We start from the raw sequence: 14,769 nt of genomic DNA on the forward strand, positions 1-14,769 counted from the left end.
CGCGATCGGTGACGACGAACAGCGTGTCGTCCCCGATCGCTCCTGCACTCCCGGGAGGCTGCGCCCATGACCGGACTCGACGTGTTCTTCGCCGACCCCTGGTGGCTGGTGCTGATCAAGGCGGTCTTCGCCCTGGTCTTCCTGCTGGTCATGACGCTGTTCACCATCTGGTTCGAGCGTCGCGTCGTCGGTCTGATGCAGCACCGCAAGGGCCCGACCATGAACGGGCCGTTCGGTCTGCTGCAGTCGCTGGCCGACGGCATGAAGCTGATGTTCAAGGAGGACTTCACTCCGAAGAACGCCGAGAAGGTCGTCTTCATGATCGCGCCGTTCGTGATGGCCATCCCGGCCGTCACGGCGATCGCGGTGATCCCGATCGCGGGCGTGGTGCAGATCCCGTTCACCGACATCACCACCCCGCTGCAGGTGACCGACCTGCCCGTCTCCGTGCTGTTCATCGTGGCGCTCGCCTCGATCGGCGTGTACGGGATCGTGCTGGCCGGCTGGTCGGGTGGCTCCACGTACTCGCTGCTCGGCGCGCTGCGCTCCAGCGCGCAGGTGATCTCGTACGAGATCGCGATGGGTCTGGCCCTGGTCGGGGTGTTCCTCTACGCCGGTTCGCTGTCGACCTCGGAGATCGTGGCCGCCCAGGCGCAGCCCAACTTCACCCTGTTCGGGCAGACCTTCCCGCTCTGGTACTGCGTGATGCTGATCCCGTCCTTCGCGATCTACCTGATCTCGATGGTGGGGGAGACCAACCGGGCCCCGTTCGACCTGCCCGAGGCCGAGGGCGAGTTGGTCGGCGGCTTCCACACCGAGTACTCCTCGATGCGCTTCGCCATGTTCTTCATGGCCGAGTACATGAACATGATCACCGTCTCGGCGCTGGCCACCACCCTGTTCCTCGGTGGCTGGCACGCCCCGTTCCCGTTCAACCTGGTGCCGGCGCTGGACCAGGGCTGGTGGGGCCTGCTGTGGTTCGTGCTCAAGGTCTTGTTCTTCCTCTTCCTGTTCGTCTGGCTGCGCGGCACCCTGCCGCGGCTGCGGTACGACCAGTTCATGAGCTTCGGCTGGAAGTGGCTGATCCCGATCTCCCTGGTCTGGCTGATGGCCGTGGCCGCCTTCCGGCTGGGCAACCGGGAGGGCTGGTTCTCCACCCCGACCTTCTGGGTCGTCGCCGGAGTCGTGCTGGTGGGTCTGATCGTGGCCACCTTCGTCGGTGGCGACGGCGAGACCGCGTCGGACGACACCGGGGCCGACGAACCCTTCGACGCCTTCGCGGGTGGTTACCCGGTGCCCCCGCAGGGCGACCAGCAGCTGCCCGAGCTCGCCGGCCTGCTGGTCGGCGAGGAGTCGCCGGACGCCGACTCCGCTCCGCCCCGCCGCGCCCGCCCGATGCCTGCCGACGCCGATCAGACGACCCGAGAGGAGCAGTCCTGATGGGTGTCTTCGACCCGATCGCCGGGTTCGGCGTGACTTTCAAGACGATGTTCCGCAAGACCTTCACCGAGGAGTACCCGAACGCCCCGAAGGTGACCGCCCCGCGGTTCCACGGGCGCCATCAGCTGAACCGCTGGCCCGACGGGCTGGAGAAGTGCGTCGGCTGCGAGCTGTGTGCCTGGGCCTGCCCGGCCGACGCCATCTACGTCGAGGGTGCCCAGAACAGCGACGGCGAGCGGTTCTCGCCGGGGGAGCGCTACGGCCGCGTCTACCAGATCAACTACCTGCGCTGCATCCTGTGCGGGTTGTGCATCGAGGCCTGCCCGACCCGGGCGCTGACCATGACCAACGAGTTCGAGCTGGCCGACGACAGCCGGGGCAAGCTGATCTACGAGAAGGCCGACCTGCTGGGACCGCTGCTGCCGGGGATGGAGCTGCCGCCGCACGAGCGCCGCCTCGGTGACGACGAGCAGGCGTACTTCCTCGGTCTGCCCGCCACCGGCAAGCCCGACGACCGGGCCGGCGACATCAGCGGCTGGGAGCCGCCGGTGCCGAACCAGGGCATCCCGGGCCGCAAGGCGCGGGCCAAGGCCGAGAAGGACGCTGCGAAGCGAGAGAAGGCGGGACGGTGATCGGACTCACGCCCATGGTCACCGGGGCGGAGGTGGCCTTCTGGCTGCTGGCGCCGGTGATGATCCTCGGTGCCCTCGGGATGATCCTGTCCCGCAAGCCCGTGCACTCCGCTCTCTGCCTGGCGGCGGTGATGATCTCGTTGGCCGTCCAGTACGCCGCCCAGGACGCACCGTTCCTGTTCGTGGTGCAGATCATCGTCTACACCGGCGCCATCTTGATGCTGTTTCTGTTCGTGCTGATGCTGGTCGGCGTCGACGCCGCCGACTCCCTGGTGGAGACCATCCGCGGCCAGCGGGTCTGGGCCGTGATCGCCGGGGTGAGCTTCGGGGTCCTCCTCGTCGTGGCCGTCGGCAACGCGGTGGTCGGGTCGCCCCTGGGCCTCGACGCGGCGAACGCCGACCACGGCGGCAACGTCCAGGGCATCGCCGCCCTGGTCTTCACCCGGTACGTGTTCGTCTTCGAGGCCACCGCCGCGCTGCTCATCACCGCCGCCCTGGGCGCGATGGTGCTGGCGCACCGGGAACGCCTCACGCCCAAGAAGAAGCAGCCCGAGCTCGTCGCCGAGCGGATGCAGAAGTACGCCGAGACCGGTCAGCACCCCGGACCGCTGCCCAGCCCCGGTGTCTTCGCCCGGCACAACGCCGTCGACACCCCGGCCCTGCTGCCGGACGGCTCCGCCTCGGAGCTGTCGGTGTCGGCGACCCTCCGGGCGCGCGGCACCGTGGCCGACGCGCACGAGCTGGCCGCCCCGATCGAGCGGACGCTGCGCGAGATCGCGACCGAGGACGGCGGGGGCGGACCCGACGACGCCGCCGACGACAGCGGCCGGGGCTACGACGTCTCCCGCAACGCCGGCCAGTCCCGCGCCGGCGGAGGGAGCGACCAGTGAATCCCGACTACTACATCGGCCTGTCCGCGATCCTGTTCACCATCGGGTTGATCGGCTTCATGACGCGCCGCAACGCGATCGTGGCGTTCATGTGCGTCGAGCTGATGCTCAACGCCGCCAACCTGTCGCTGGTCACCTTCGCGCGCGTGCACGGCGCGTTGGACGGACAGGTGGCCGCCTTCTTCGTCATGGTGGTGGCCGCGGCGGAGGTCGTGGTGGGTCTCGCCATCATCGTCTCCATCTTCCGCACCCGCCGGTCGGCCTCGGTCGACGACGCCAACCTGTTGAAGTTCTGAGGGGACAGCGGTGAATCTGCTCGAAGTGGTCACCCCGGTCGCGGCCGAGGGACTCTTCTCGTACGCCTGGTTGCTGATCGCCATCCCGGCGGTCAGCGCGGCGATCCTGCTGCTCGTGGGCAGGGCCGGCGACGCGTGGGGTCATCTGCTCGGGACGTTGGCCCCGATCGCGTCCTTCGCCCTCGGCGTGGCCCTGTTCGTCCAGCTGCTCGGACGCGAGGAGACCGCCCGCGCGGTGGCCGTGCCGGTCTACACCTGGATCACCTCCGGTCGCTGGGACATCGGCGTCGGCCTGCTGGTCGACCAGCTGTCCATCCTGTTCGTGCTGCTGATCACCGGCGTGGGCAGCCTGATCCACGTCTACTCGATCGGCTACATGGCCCACGACGAGCGGCGGCGCCGGTTCTTCGGGTTCCTGAACCTGTTCATCGCGGCCATGCTGCTGCTCGTCCTGGCCGACAACTACCTGGTCCTGTTCGTCGGCTGGGAGGGTGTGGGCCTGGCCTCGTACCTGCTGATCAGCTTCTGGCAGCACAAGCCGTCAGCGGCCGTGGCCGGCAAGAAGGCGTTCGTGGTGAACCGGGTCGGTGACCTCGGTATGTCCGTGGCGATCATGCTGATGCTGGCCGCCTTCGGCTCCTCGGCCTTCGTCGACGTCAACGCCGGCGCCGCCGCGATGCCGGGCGGCATGGCCACCGTGATGGGTCTGCTGCTGCTGCTCGGCGCCTGCGGCAAGTCCGCCCAGGTGCCGCTGCAGTCCTGGCTGCTGGACGCGATGGAGGGTCCGACCCCGGTGTCGGCCCTGATCCACGCGGCCACGATGGTCACCGCCGGGGTCTACCTGGTCACCCGCTCCTTCGCGGTCTTCGAGCAGACCGAGACCGCGGCCACCGCGGTGGTCGTCGTCGGCACCGTGACGCTGCTGGCCGGCGCCTGGATCGGCTGCGCCAAGGACGACATCAAGAAGGCCCTGGCCGGCTCGACCATGTCGCAGATCGGCTACATGATGCTGGCCGCGGGCATCGGCCCGGCCGGCTACGCGTTCGCGATCTTCCACCTGGTCACCCACGGCTTCTTCAAGGCCAACATGTTCCTCGGCGCCGGCTCCGTCATGCACGGGATGGACGACGACGTGAACATGCGGCACTACGGTGCGCTGTCGCGGGCCATGCCGGTCACCTTCATCACCTTCGCCGCCGGCTACCTGGCGATCATCGGCTTCCCGTTCTTCGCCGGCTTCTACTCCAAGGACCACATCATCGAGGCCGCCTTCGAGCACAGCGCCCTGGTCGGGGTGCTGGCCATGCTCGGCGCCGGGGTGACGGCGTTCTACATGACCCGGTTGATGCTGATGACCTTCCTCGGTCAGAAGCGGTGGTTGGCCGGGGTGCACCCGCACGAGTCACCGGCGGTGATGACGGTGCCGCTGATCATCCTCGGTGTCTTCTCCTTCGCCGGCGGCCTGCTGCTGAACAACTGGATCGGCGGCTGGCTGGACCCCGCCTTCGGCATCGCGCACGGCGCAGAGCACGCTCCGAGCCTGCTGCACCTCACCGGTGTCGGCATCGCCACGCTGCTGCTGGTGGCGGCCGGGGTGGCCGTCGCGTTCGTGGTCTTCGGCCCGCGCAAGGACATCCCGCTGACGGCGCCGCAGAGCCGGTCGCCGTTCACCCTGGCCGGACGCAACGACCTGTACGGCGACGCGTTGAACGAGGCGGCGCTGATGCGGCCCGGTCAGCAGCTGACCGACGGTCTGCTGCGGCTGGAGGACGACGGCATCGACGGCGGGGTGAACTCGACGGGTGCGGTGATCACCCAGATCTCGGGTCAGCTCCGCAAGGTGCAGAACGGTTTCGTGCGGTCGTACGCGCTGACCATGGTCCTCGGGGCCGTGGTGGTCGGTGCTGTGATCGCCCTCGGACGGCTCGGCTAGGAAGTGACGGCAATGATTCCCTGGTTGAGTGTGCTCGCCCTGCTGCCCCTGGTCGGCGCGGCCGCGTTGATCGTGGTCAAGGGCCAGGCGGCCAAGACCCTGGCCCTGGCGGTCTCGTTGATCGCCTTCGTGATCTCGATCGTGCTGCTGATCTCCTACCGGCCCGGCGCCGGCATGCAGCTGAGTGAGCAGGTCCCCTGGATCAAGCCGCTGGGCGTCTACTACGCCCTCGGCCTGGACGGCATCGGGCTCACCCTGGTGCTCCTGGTCACCATCGTCACCCCGCTGGTGATCATCGCCAGCTGGAACGACTTCGACGGCGAGGGCGCAGCCGCGTGGGTCGCCTCGGGTGACACCACGGCCCCACCGCCCAAGTACGACAGCCGGGTGTTCTTCGCCCTGGTCCTGGTCGTCGAGAGCTGCGCGCTGTTCCTGTTCCTGGCCACCGACGTGTTCCTGTTCTACGTGTTCTTCGAAGTCATCCTGATCCCGATGTACTTCCTGATCGGTGGCTTCGGCGGAGCGCGGCGCAGCTACGCGGCGGCCAAGTTCCTGATCTTCGGTCTGCTCGGCGGCTTCGTCATGCTCGCCAGCGTGATCGGGCTGTACGTCTTGTCGGCCCAGGCCGGGAAAGCCAGCTACCTGCTGTCGGACCTGATGCAGCTGGACATCGCCACCGACACGGGTCGGTGGCTGTTCCTCGGGTTCATGTTCGCCTTCGCCATCAAGGCGCCGCTGGTGCCGCTGCACACCTGGCTGCCCGACGCGGCCGAGGAGTCCAGTCCCGGGGGCGCGACCATGATGGTCGGCGTGATGGACAAGATCGGCACCTTCGGGATGATCCGGTTCTGTCTGGGGCTCTTCCCCGAGGCCAGCCAGTGGGCGACCCCGGTGGTGCTGGTCCTGGCCACCGTCTCCATCCTGTACGGCGCCATCCTCGCCATCGGCAGCCGTGACCTGATGCGGCTGATCGCGTACACCTCGATCAGCCACTTCGGCTTCATCGTGCTGGGCATCTTCGCCTTCACCAGCCAGTCGATGGTGGGGTCGACGCTCTACATGCTGAACCACGGCCTGTCCACGGCCGGTCTGTTCCTGGTCGTCGGCTACCTGATCAAGCGGCGCGGGTCCCGTGACGTGTACGCCTTCGGCGGGGTGCAGAAGGTGGCGCCGGTGGCGGCCGCGCTGTTCCTGTTCGCCGGGCTGTCGACCCTGTCGCTACCGGGGCTGTCCAGCTTCGTGTCCGAGTTCATGGTCCTGGCCGGCACCTTCAGCCGGCACCCGGCGTACGCCGCGGTCTCGACCCTGGCCATCGTGCTCGCCGCGCTGTACATCCTGTTGATGTACCAGCGCACGATGACCGGACCGGTCACCGCAGACGTCGAGCGCACGATCACCGACGACCTGAACGGCCGGGAGCGGCTCGCCCTCGCTCCGCTGGTGATCTTGATCCTGGTCCTCGGCGTGTTCCCCAAGCCGATGCTCGACGTGATCGCGCCGTCGGTGGAGGCCACCATGCAGCACGTCGGAGTGAGCGACCCGCAACCGTGGGTCACGGCAGAAGGGGGTAGGTGAGCCTGATGGAGATCACTGCACCCACCATCGAGTACGGGCTGTTGATGCCCTTCATCCTGATCTTCGCAGGCGCGTGCCTCGGGGTCCTGGTCGAGGGCTTCGCCCCCCGCGGCAGCCGCCGCGCCGCGCAGCTCACCATCGTCTACGCCGCCATCGCGGCCGCGCTGTTCATGACCCTGCGGAACTGGACCGTCCACCCGCCGACCGTGGCCGCCGAGGGCTCGGTCAGCGTCGACGGCCCCACCTCCTTCATGTGGGTCATCCTGCTGGTCTTCGGCGCCATCTCGTTCCTGCTGATCGCCGACCGGACCGCCGAGAACGGGGCCAGCGTCTTCGCGCCGCAGGCCGCGGCGGTGCCCGGCACCGAGTCGGAGCGCGAAGCCGCCCGGGCCGGCGTCGAGCACACCGAGGTCTACCCGCTGGCGCTGTTCGCCCTGTCCGGGATGATGCTGTTCCCGGCCTCGAACGACCTGATCACCATGTTCATCGCGTTGGAGATCTTGTCGCTGCCGCTCTACGTGCTCTGCGGGCTCGCGCGGCGCCGTCGGCTGCTGTCGCAGGAGTCGTCGCTGAAGTACTTCCTGCTGGGCGCGATGTCGTCGGCCATCTACCTCTACGGTGCGGCGCTGCTCTACGGCTACGCCGGGTCCTTCGACTTCGCACGGATCGACACCGCACTGCGCGGCGGCACCGGGGACTCGCTGCTGCTGCTGGCCGGGATGGCCCTGGTCGGCGTCGGTCTGCTGTTCAAGTTCGGGGCCGTGCCGTTCCACTCCTGGACTCCCGACGTGTACGCCGGGGCCCCGACCGCGATCACGGCGTTCATGGCGGCCTGCACCAAGATCGCGGCCATCGGCGCGTTGATGCGGGTCTTCTACGTGGCTCTGGGCGCCGACCGCTGGGACTGGCAGCCGATGATGGCCATCATCGCGGTGGCCACCATGGCCGTCGGCTCGGTCGTCGCGATCAGCCAGACCGACGTCAAGCGGATGCTGGCCTACTCCTCGATCGCGCACGCCGGCTTCCTGATGACCGCGTTCGTCGGTGCCTCGCAGGCCTCCTCGGGGAGTCCGGCCGGCGGCCTCACCAGCGTCTCCTCGGTGATGTTCTACCTGGTGGCGTACGGCGCGGCCACGCTCGGGGCCTTCGCCGTGATCACCCTCGTGCGCGACCCCAGTGGCGAGGCGACCCTGCTCTCGAGCTGGGTCGGGCTGGCCCGTCGCTCGCCGGCCGCGGCGGTGGTCTTCTCGGTGTTCATGCTCAGCTTCGCGGGCATCCCGCTGACCAGCGGCTTCATCGGCAAGTGGGCGGTCTTCGCGGCGGCCTGGAACGGCGGGGCCGAGTGGCTGGTCGTGGTGGCCGTGGTGATCAGCGTGATCGCCGCCTTCTTCTACGTCCGGGTCATCGTGCTGATGTTCTTCTCGGAGCCGGCCGAGGGTCCGGTGGCGGTCATCAAGCCGGGGGCCTCCACGTTGGTGGCCGTCGGTGTTGCCGTCGTGGCTACTGTGGCTCTGGGCCTGTTCCCCGGGCCGCTGCTCGAGCTGGCTCAGGTGGCCGGGGAGTTCGTCCGCTGAGTCACAATGGTGAGGGGTCACGACGGTGACCGGTCACGACGGTGACAGCCCCACCGCGGGTTGCGGTCGGGGTGACTCGCCCGCCGCGGTCCGCGGCGTGACGGACGAGGATCGAGGAGAGCTGTGCTGGCAGAGAGGGAGCGGGAGGTCGCGTTGGAGGCGACCGTCCGTGAACGGCTCGAGCTGATCGAGGCCGCGCTGCTCCGGGCCGCCGAGGCCGACTCGGCCATGGTGACCGAGGCCGCCCGCCACGTCATCGCGGCCGGCGGGAAGCGCTTCCGTCCGCTGCTGGTGGTGCTGGCCTCCCAGTTCGGCCCGGCTGGCGACCCGGCCGGAGCTCCGGCCGAGGACGTCGTCCGGGCGGCCCTGGTGGTCGAGCTCACCCACGTGGCCAGCCTCTACCACGACGACGTGATGGACGAGGCGCGGCTGCGCCGCGGCTCGGCCAGCGCCAACGAGCGGTGGGGCAACACGGTGGCCATCCTGGTCGGTGACTTCCTGTTCGCGCGGGCTTCGGAGGAGGTCGCCGAGCTCGGTCCGGACTACGTCCGGCTGCAGGCGCGGACCTTCGCGCGTCTGGTGCAGGGTCAGATCGCCGAGACGGTCGGACCGCAGGACGCCGACCCGCTGGCTCACTACCTCCAGGTGGTGGCCGACAAGACGGCCTCCCTGATCGCCACCTCGGCCCTGTTCGGGGCCAAGGTGGCCGGCGCCGAGCTGTCGGTGCAGCGGGCCCTGGCGGCGTACGCCGAGGAGATCGGCACCGTCTTCCAGCTCTCCGACGACGTCATCGACGTCACCTCCGACGAGACCGGCAAGACACCCGGCACCGACCTCCGGGAAGGCATCCCCACCCTGCCCACCCTGCTGTTCCGACGCTCCGCGGACCCGAGCTCACCCGCGGACTCCCGGTTGCTGCAGCTGCTGGACTCCGATCTCAGCGACGACGCGGACCTGGCCGAGGCGCTCGGTCTGCTCCGGGTCCACCACTGCGTCGACGAGGCGCGCGCCGAGGTCCGGCGTCGGGCGGACCGGGCCCGGTCCTTCCTCGCCGACCTGCCCGCCGGCCCCGCCCGCGACGCGTTGGCCGACCTCTGCGACTCGGTGGTCACCCGCTCGGTGTAGTCGTCACTGTTGTCGTCACACGCTGCTCCGCTGCGCGCCGATTGGTCCTGACTTCCCTCGGCGCGCGCAGACGGTGAAGCGTGTCTGCGCGCTTCTCAGTCCAGACAGGACCGGGCGCTCCGCTGCGCGGACGCTTGCGACGGGCTCGCTCGCTGGCGCTCGCTCGAAGGCTCGTGACCGGACCACTGGCTGGCACTCTCGGCAGAGTCCCTCTTTTGGGTCATTCAAAAGAGTGCTAACGTGCGTAGCGATGACCGCCAGCCAGCTCGACCCCACCGACGACGCGATCCGCGGCGTCGGGCTGCGGGTGACCGAGTCCCGCCGGGCGGTGCTGGACGCTCTGCGGGAGCGGCCGCACAGCAGGGCCGATGATCTGCTCGACCGGGTGCTGGTCACGGTGCCCGGCACGAGTCTGCAGTCGGTCTACAACGCGTTGAGCGACTTCGCCGACGCCGGTCTCGTGCGACGGATCGAGCCCGCCGGCCACCCGGGCCTGTTCGAGCTACGGGTCAGCGACAACCACCACCACCTGATCTGCACCGACTGCGGTGCGATCTCCGACGTGGACTGCGTCGTCGGGGAGGCTCCCTGCCTCACCCCGTCCGACGACCGCGGGTTCGTCGTCCGCGTCGCCGAGGTCACCTTCTGGGGCACCTGCTCCGCCTGCGCCAGCAACCGCACCTGATCGAGCTCCGACCGAACCACCCACAGTGAGGACAGAATGACAGACAGCGAGAAGGTCAGCGACTCCGCCGGGATCCCCAGCGACCACCCGGTCGTCTCCGACGTGGAGACCGAGTCGACGAACACCACCGGTCAGGGCACCGAGGCCGCGGGCACCTGCCCCGTCATCCACGGTGAGCAGCAGCAGCCGCACCCCACCAGCGGCACCGCGAACGAGAAGTGGTGGCCGAACCGGCTGAACCTCAAGATCCTGGCCAAGAACCCGGCCGTGGCCAACCCGCTGGGTGAGCACTTCGATTACGCGGCCGCCTTCCGGACGCTGGACCTGGCTGCGGTCAAGGCCGACGTCGCCGAGCTGTTGACGACCTCCCAGGACTGGTGGCCGGCCGACTTCGGCAACTACGGCCCGCTGATGATCCGGATGGCCTGGCACTCGGCCGGCACGTACCGGGTCTTCGACGGTCGTGGCGGCGCCGGCGCCGGGCAGCAGCGGTTCGCCCCGCTGAACTCCTGGCCCGACAACGTCAGCCTGGACAAGGCCCGCCGGCTGCTCTGGCCGGTGAAGAAGAAGTACGGCCAGAACCTGTCCTGGGCCGACCTGATCGTGCTCACTGGCAACGTGGCGCTGGAGACGATGGGCTTCGCGACGTTCGGCTACGCCGGCGGTCGCGCCGACGTGTGGGAGCCGGACGACGACGTCTACTGGGGCCCGGAGACCACCTGGCTGGGCGACGACCGCTACCGGGGAGAGCGCGAGCTGGACAAGCCCCTCGCGGCCGTCCAGATGGGTCTCATCTACGTCAACCCCGAGGGCCCGAACGGCAACCCGGACCCGCTGGCCTCGGCCCGCGACATCCGGGAGACGTTCGGCCGGATGGCCATGAACGACGAGGAGACCGTGGCGCTGATCGCCGGCGGTCACACCTTCGGCAAGACCCATGGCGCCGGCACCGAGGAGCACATCGGCCCGGATCCGGAGGCCGCTCCGCTGGAGAGCCAGGGTCTGGGCTGGAGCAACGACCTGGGCACCGGCAAGGGTGACGACACGATCACCTCCGGGCTCGAGGTCACCTGGACCTACCACCCGACCCGCTGGGACAACGAGTACTTCCACATCCTGTTCTCGTACGAGTGGGAGCTCTTCAAGAGCCCCGGTGGTGCCTGGCAGTGGCGTCCGCAGAACGGCGCCGGCGACGACCTGGTGCCGCTCGCGCACGACCCGTCGAGCAAGCGCGAGCCCCGGATGCTGACCTCCGACCTCGCCCTGCGGGTCGACCCGGTCTACGAGAAGATCTCGCGCCGGTTCTACGAGAACCCGGCCGAGCTGGCCGACGCGTTCGCCCGGGCCTGGTTCAAGCTGACCCACCGCGACATGGGTCCGCTGGCCCGCTACCTCGGACCCGAGGTGCCGGCGGAGGAGCTGCTCTGGCAGGACCCGCTGCCGGCCGTCGACCACGAGCTGATCGACGACGCGGACGCGGCCACCCTGAAGGAGCAGGTGCTGGCCTCCGGCCTGACGGTCTCCCAGCTGGTCTCGCTGACCTGGGCGGCGGCCTCGTCGTTCCGGGGCAGCGACAAGCGTGGCGGCGTGAACGGCGCCCGCATCCGGCTCGCCCCGCAGAAGGACTGGGAGGTCAACAACCCGGTTCAGCTGACGGCGGTGCTGGAGACTCTCGAGGGCATCCAGACCCAGTTCAACCAGGCGCAGACCGGTGGCAAGCGGGTCTCGCTGGCCGACCTGATCGTGCTGGCCGGCAACGCGGCGGTCGAGCAGGCAGCCCGGTCAGGCGGTGTCGACGTCGTCGTGCCCTTCCACCCGGGGCGGACCGACGCGAGCCCGGAGCAGACCGACGTGGAGTCGTTCGGCTACCTGGAGCCGATCGCCGACGGCTTCCGCAACTACTACGGCAAGCACGCCCAGCTGCCGGCTGAGTTCCTGCTGGTGGACAAGGCCAATCTGCTCACCCTGAGCGCGCCGGAGATGACCGTGCTGGTCGGCGGGCTGCGGGTGCTGGAGACCAACTGGGACGGCACCTCGACCGGGGTGCTGACCGATCGCCCCGGCGTGCTGACGAACGACTTCTTCGTCAACCTGCTGGAGCTGGGCACGACCTGGAAGCCGCTGGATCCGGGGTCGCACGCCTTCCAGGCCACGACGGACGCCAGCGGCGAGGCGACCTGGGTCGGCAGCCGCGCCGACCTGGTCTTCGGCTCCAACTCCGAGCTGCGGGCTCTCGCCGAGGTTTACGCCTCCGACGACGCGAACGAGAAGTTCGTCCGCGACTTCGTCGCCGCCTGGGGCAAGGTCACCGAGCTGGACCGGTTCGACCTGCACCGCTGACGCGTCGCCGACGTCAACAGCCCGCCCCCCCGTGTGGGGGGCGGGCTGTTCGTCGTGCGGCCCCGCGGGGCGGAGGGGGCGGAGAAGGGGCGGAGGGGGCCGAGAAGGACTTCCGTCCGTGGTCGGAAAACCCGGGTGCCGGGCGGGCGGACCTGTCGGCGATGCCGTCCGTGGTCGGAAAACCCGGGTGCCGGGTGGGCGGAGCTGCCGGCGATCCCGTCCGTGGTCGGAGAACCCGGGTGCCGCGCCGGCCGACGTGCCGGCGATCCCGTCCGTGGTCGGAAAACCCGGCACCCCGACCGGTCAGCCGGTCACCAGATGGCGACGCGCTCCGCGGGCTCGAGCCACAACGCGTCATCGGGTGTCACGTCGAACGCCGTGTAGAAGTCGTCGACGTTGCGCACGATCTGGTTGCACCGGAACTCGCTGGGGGAGTGCGGGTCGGTGGCCAGGCGCTGCTTGATCAGCTCGGGCCGCGACTTCGACTGCCAGATCGCGCCCCAGGACAGGAACAGGCGCTGCTCGTCGGTGTAGCCGTCGATCGGCTGCGGGCTGGCGTCGCCACGGGCGATCCGGTACGCCTTGAGCGCGATCGAGAGGCCACCGAGATCGCCGATGTTCTCGCCGATGGTCAGCTTCCCGTTCACGTGCGAGTCCGGCGCCTCGACCGGCGAGAGGGCGTCGTACTGCCCGATCAGGGCACCGGTCCGCTGCTCGAACGCGGCCCGGTCGGCCTCGGTCCACCAGTCCCGCAGGGCGCCGTCGCCGTCGCAGGTCGAGCCCTGGTCGTCGAAGCCGTGGCCGATCTCGTGGCCGATCACCGCGCCGATCCCGCCGTAGTTGACCGCGTCGTCGGCGTGCTCGTTGAAGAACGGCGGCTGCAGGATGGCGGCCGGGAAGACGATCTCGTTCTTCAGCGGGTGGTAGTAGGCGTTGACCGTCTGCGGGGTCATCAGCCACTCCTCACGGTCGACCGGCTGACCGATCTTGGTCAGCGACCGGTCCAGCTCGAAGGACGAGGCGCGCTGCACGTTGCCGAGCAGATCGTCGACGTCGATCTGCAGCGCCGCGTAGTCCCGCCACTTGGTGGGGTAGCCGATGTGCGGTCGGAACTTGGCCAGCTTGGTCAGTGCCTCGGCCTTGGTCTCCTCGGTCATCCAGGCCAGCTCGGTGATGGAGGAGTGGTAGGCCTTGATCAGGTTGGCCACCAGCTCGTCCATCCGCTGCTTGGCCACCGGCGAGAAGTGGCGCTCCACGTAGACCTTGCCGACCGCCTCGCCGAGGGCGCCCTCGACCAGACTGACGCCGCGCTTCCAGCGCTCACGGAGCTGGGGGGTGCCCTGCAGGGTCGTGCCGTAGAAGGCGAAGTTCTCGTTCACGACGGCGCTGGACAGGTAGGGGGCGTACGACCCCACCACCCGCCACTTGAGCCAGACCTTCCAGGTCTGCAGCCGGTTCTCGACCAGCAGGTCGGCGACCTCGGTGAAGAACGACGGCTGCTCCACGACCACCTCGGCCATGTGGCGGTCGTCGATGTCGGCGCCCGCCATGAACGCCCGCCAGTGCAGGGCAGGGCTGGCGTCGCTGAAGTCGGTCAACGAGGTCAGGTTGTACATCAGGCGCATGTCGCGGGTCTTGACCTTGTCCCAGTGGCAGGCGGCGATCTCGGCCTCGAGCTCGACGATCCGCTGGGCCTGGGTGGCCGGGTAGTCGACCCCGACCAGCTCGAGCATCCGGCCGACGTGCCCCTGGTACGCCTCGCGGACGTCGGCGTACTCGTCCTCGCGGTAGTAGGCCTCGTCGGGCAGCCCGAGGCCGCTCTGGCCGACGAACATCACGTAGCGGTCCGGGTCGCCGGGGTCGGACTCGGTGTCGACCCCGACCAGACCGCGGACGCCGATCCGGGCGAGGCCGCCCATCAGCTCGATCAGCTCGGCGACCTCGGTCACCGCGTCGATCCGGGCCAGCAGCTCGCTGATCGGCTGGGTGCCGGCGGCCTCGATCACGTCGGTCGCCATGAAGCTGGCGTAGAGGTCGGCGATCTTGGCCTCGTCGCTGCCGTCGGCCGCCGCCGAGCGGTCCATGCCCGTGATGATGTCGCGGACGGCCGCCTCGGCGGCGTCGCGCAGGACCATGAAGGACCCGGTCAGAGGCTTGTCGTCCGGTATCGGGGTCCGTTCGATCCAGGTGCCGTTGACGTGCCGGAACAGGTCGTCCTGGACCCGCACGTCGGTGTCGAAGGTGGAGAAGTCGAGGGCCGGGGTGGAGTGCGTCACGTC

General features: G+C 69.3%; 11 protein-coding genes. 10 read left to right on the plus strand and 1 reads right to left on the minus strand.

Annotation, left to right across the window (positions count from 1 at the left end):
• Positions 1–66 precede the first annotated feature (66 nt).
• The 10 genes from nuoH (at position 67) to katG (ending at position 12,490) form a co-directional block, all read left to right on the plus strand.
• Positions 67–1,440, plus strand: a complete 1,374-nt coding sequence (gene nuoH / locus ABD714_RS00335) for an NADH-quinone oxidoreductase subunit NuoH (protein ID WP_344810275.1) — start codon at positions 67–69, stop codon at positions 1,438–1,440.
• Entirely contained in the window at positions 1,440–2,072 is a 633-nt protein-coding gene (gene nuoI, locus ABD714_RS00340) for an NADH-quinone oxidoreductase subunit NuoI (protein ID WP_344810276.1), read from the plus strand. The genes nuoH and nuoI overlap by 1 nt, the downstream gene beginning before the upstream one ends.
• A gap of 14 nt (positions 2,073–2,086) precedes the next feature.
• Positions 2,087–2,962 (plus strand): NADH-quinone oxidoreductase subunit J, encoded by an 876-nt coding sequence (locus tag ABD714_RS00345; protein ID WP_344811248.1) that lies wholly within the window; start codon positions 2,087–2,089, stop codon positions 2,960–2,962.
• The gene (nuoK, locus tag ABD714_RS00350; protein WP_344810277.1) at positions 2,959–3,258 is read left to right on the plus strand and encodes an NADH-quinone oxidoreductase subunit NuoK; all 300 of its coding nucleotides are present in this window, start codon (positions 2,959–2,961) and stop codon (positions 3,256–3,258) included. Before ABD714_RS00345 ends, nuoK begins: the two co-directional genes overlap by 4 nt.
• A 10-nt stretch (positions 3,259–3,268) precedes the next feature.
• Positions 3,269–5,191 carry an NADH-quinone oxidoreductase subunit L gene (nuoL, locus tag ABD714_RS00355; RefSeq protein WP_344810278.1) on the plus strand — a complete coding sequence of 641 codons (1,923 nt, stop codon included), beginning with the start codon at positions 3,269–3,271 and terminating at the stop codon, positions 5,189–5,191.
• A 12-nt stretch (positions 5,192–5,203) separates the two neighbouring features.
• The gene (locus ABD714_RS00360; protein WP_344810279.1) at positions 5,204–6,766 is read left to right on the plus strand and encodes an NADH-quinone oxidoreductase subunit M; all 1,563 of its coding nucleotides are present in this window, start codon (positions 5,204–5,206) and stop codon (positions 6,764–6,766) included.
• Positions 6,767–6,771: 5 nt separating this feature from the next.
• Entirely contained in the window at positions 6,772–8,340 is a 1,569-nt protein-coding gene (nuoN, locus tag ABD714_RS00365; protein WP_344810280.1) for an NADH-quinone oxidoreductase subunit NuoN, read from the plus strand.
• Between the two features lie 123 nt (positions 8,341–8,463).
• Entirely contained in the window at positions 8,464–9,465 is a 1,002-nt protein-coding gene (locus ABD714_RS00370; protein WP_344810281.1) for a polyprenyl synthetase family protein, read from the plus strand.
• 250 nt (positions 9,466–9,715) lie between these two features.
• The gene (locus ABD714_RS00375) at positions 9,716–10,150 is read left to right on the plus strand and encodes a Fur family transcriptional regulator (RefSeq protein ID WP_344810282.1); all 435 of its coding nucleotides are present in this window, start codon (positions 9,716–9,718) and stop codon (positions 10,148–10,150) included.
• Between the two features lie 36 nt (positions 10,151–10,186).
• Positions 10,187–12,490, plus strand: coding sequence for a catalase/peroxidase HPI (katG, locus tag ABD714_RS00380; protein ID WP_344810283.1), 2,304 nt, complete (start codon positions 10,187–10,189; stop codon positions 12,488–12,490).
• Between the two features lie 311 nt (positions 12,491–12,801).
• On the opposite strand, the gene ABD714_RS00385 is transcribed toward katG, so the two are convergent.
• A complete protein-coding gene (locus ABD714_RS00385) occupies positions 12,802–14,766 on the minus strand; it encodes a M13 family metallopeptidase (protein ID WP_344810284.1) in 1,965 nt (654 codons plus the stop codon).
• Positions 14,767–14,769: the final 3 nt, after the last annotated feature.

The organism is Microlunatus aurantiacus, assembly GCF_039536605.1.
Taxonomy (GTDB): Bacteria; Actinomycetota; Actinomycetes; order Propionibacteriales; family Propionibacteriaceae; genus Microlunatus; species Microlunatus aurantiacus.

Bases quoted from the DNA above. Each gene is read 5' to 3' on its own strand.
- nuoH (WP_344810275.1), top strand. From the start codon at position 67: ATGACCGGACTCGACGTGTTCTTCGCCGACCCCTGGTGGCTGGTGCTG.
- nuoI (WP_344810276.1), top strand. From the start codon at position 1,440: ATGGGTGTCTTCGACCCGATCGCCGGGTTCGGCGTGACTTTCAAGACG.
- ABD714_RS00345 (WP_344811248.1), top strand. From the start codon at position 2,087: ATGGTCACCGGGGCGGAGGTGGCCTTCTGGCTGCTGGCGCCGGTGATG.
- ABD714_RS00360 (WP_344810279.1), top strand. From the start codon at position 5,204: ATGATTCCCTGGTTGAGTGTGCTCGCCCTGCTGCCCCTGGTCGGCGCG.
- nuoN (WP_344810280.1), top strand. From the start codon at position 6,772: ATGGAGATCACTGCACCCACCATCGAGTACGGGCTGTTGATGCCCTTC.
- ABD714_RS00375 (WP_344810282.1), top strand. From the start codon at position 9,716: ATGACCGCCAGCCAGCTCGACCCCACCGACGACGCGATCCGCGGCGTC.
- katG (WP_344810283.1), top strand. From the start codon at position 10,187: ATGACAGACAGCGAGAAGGTCAGCGACTCCGCCGGGATCCCCAGCGAC.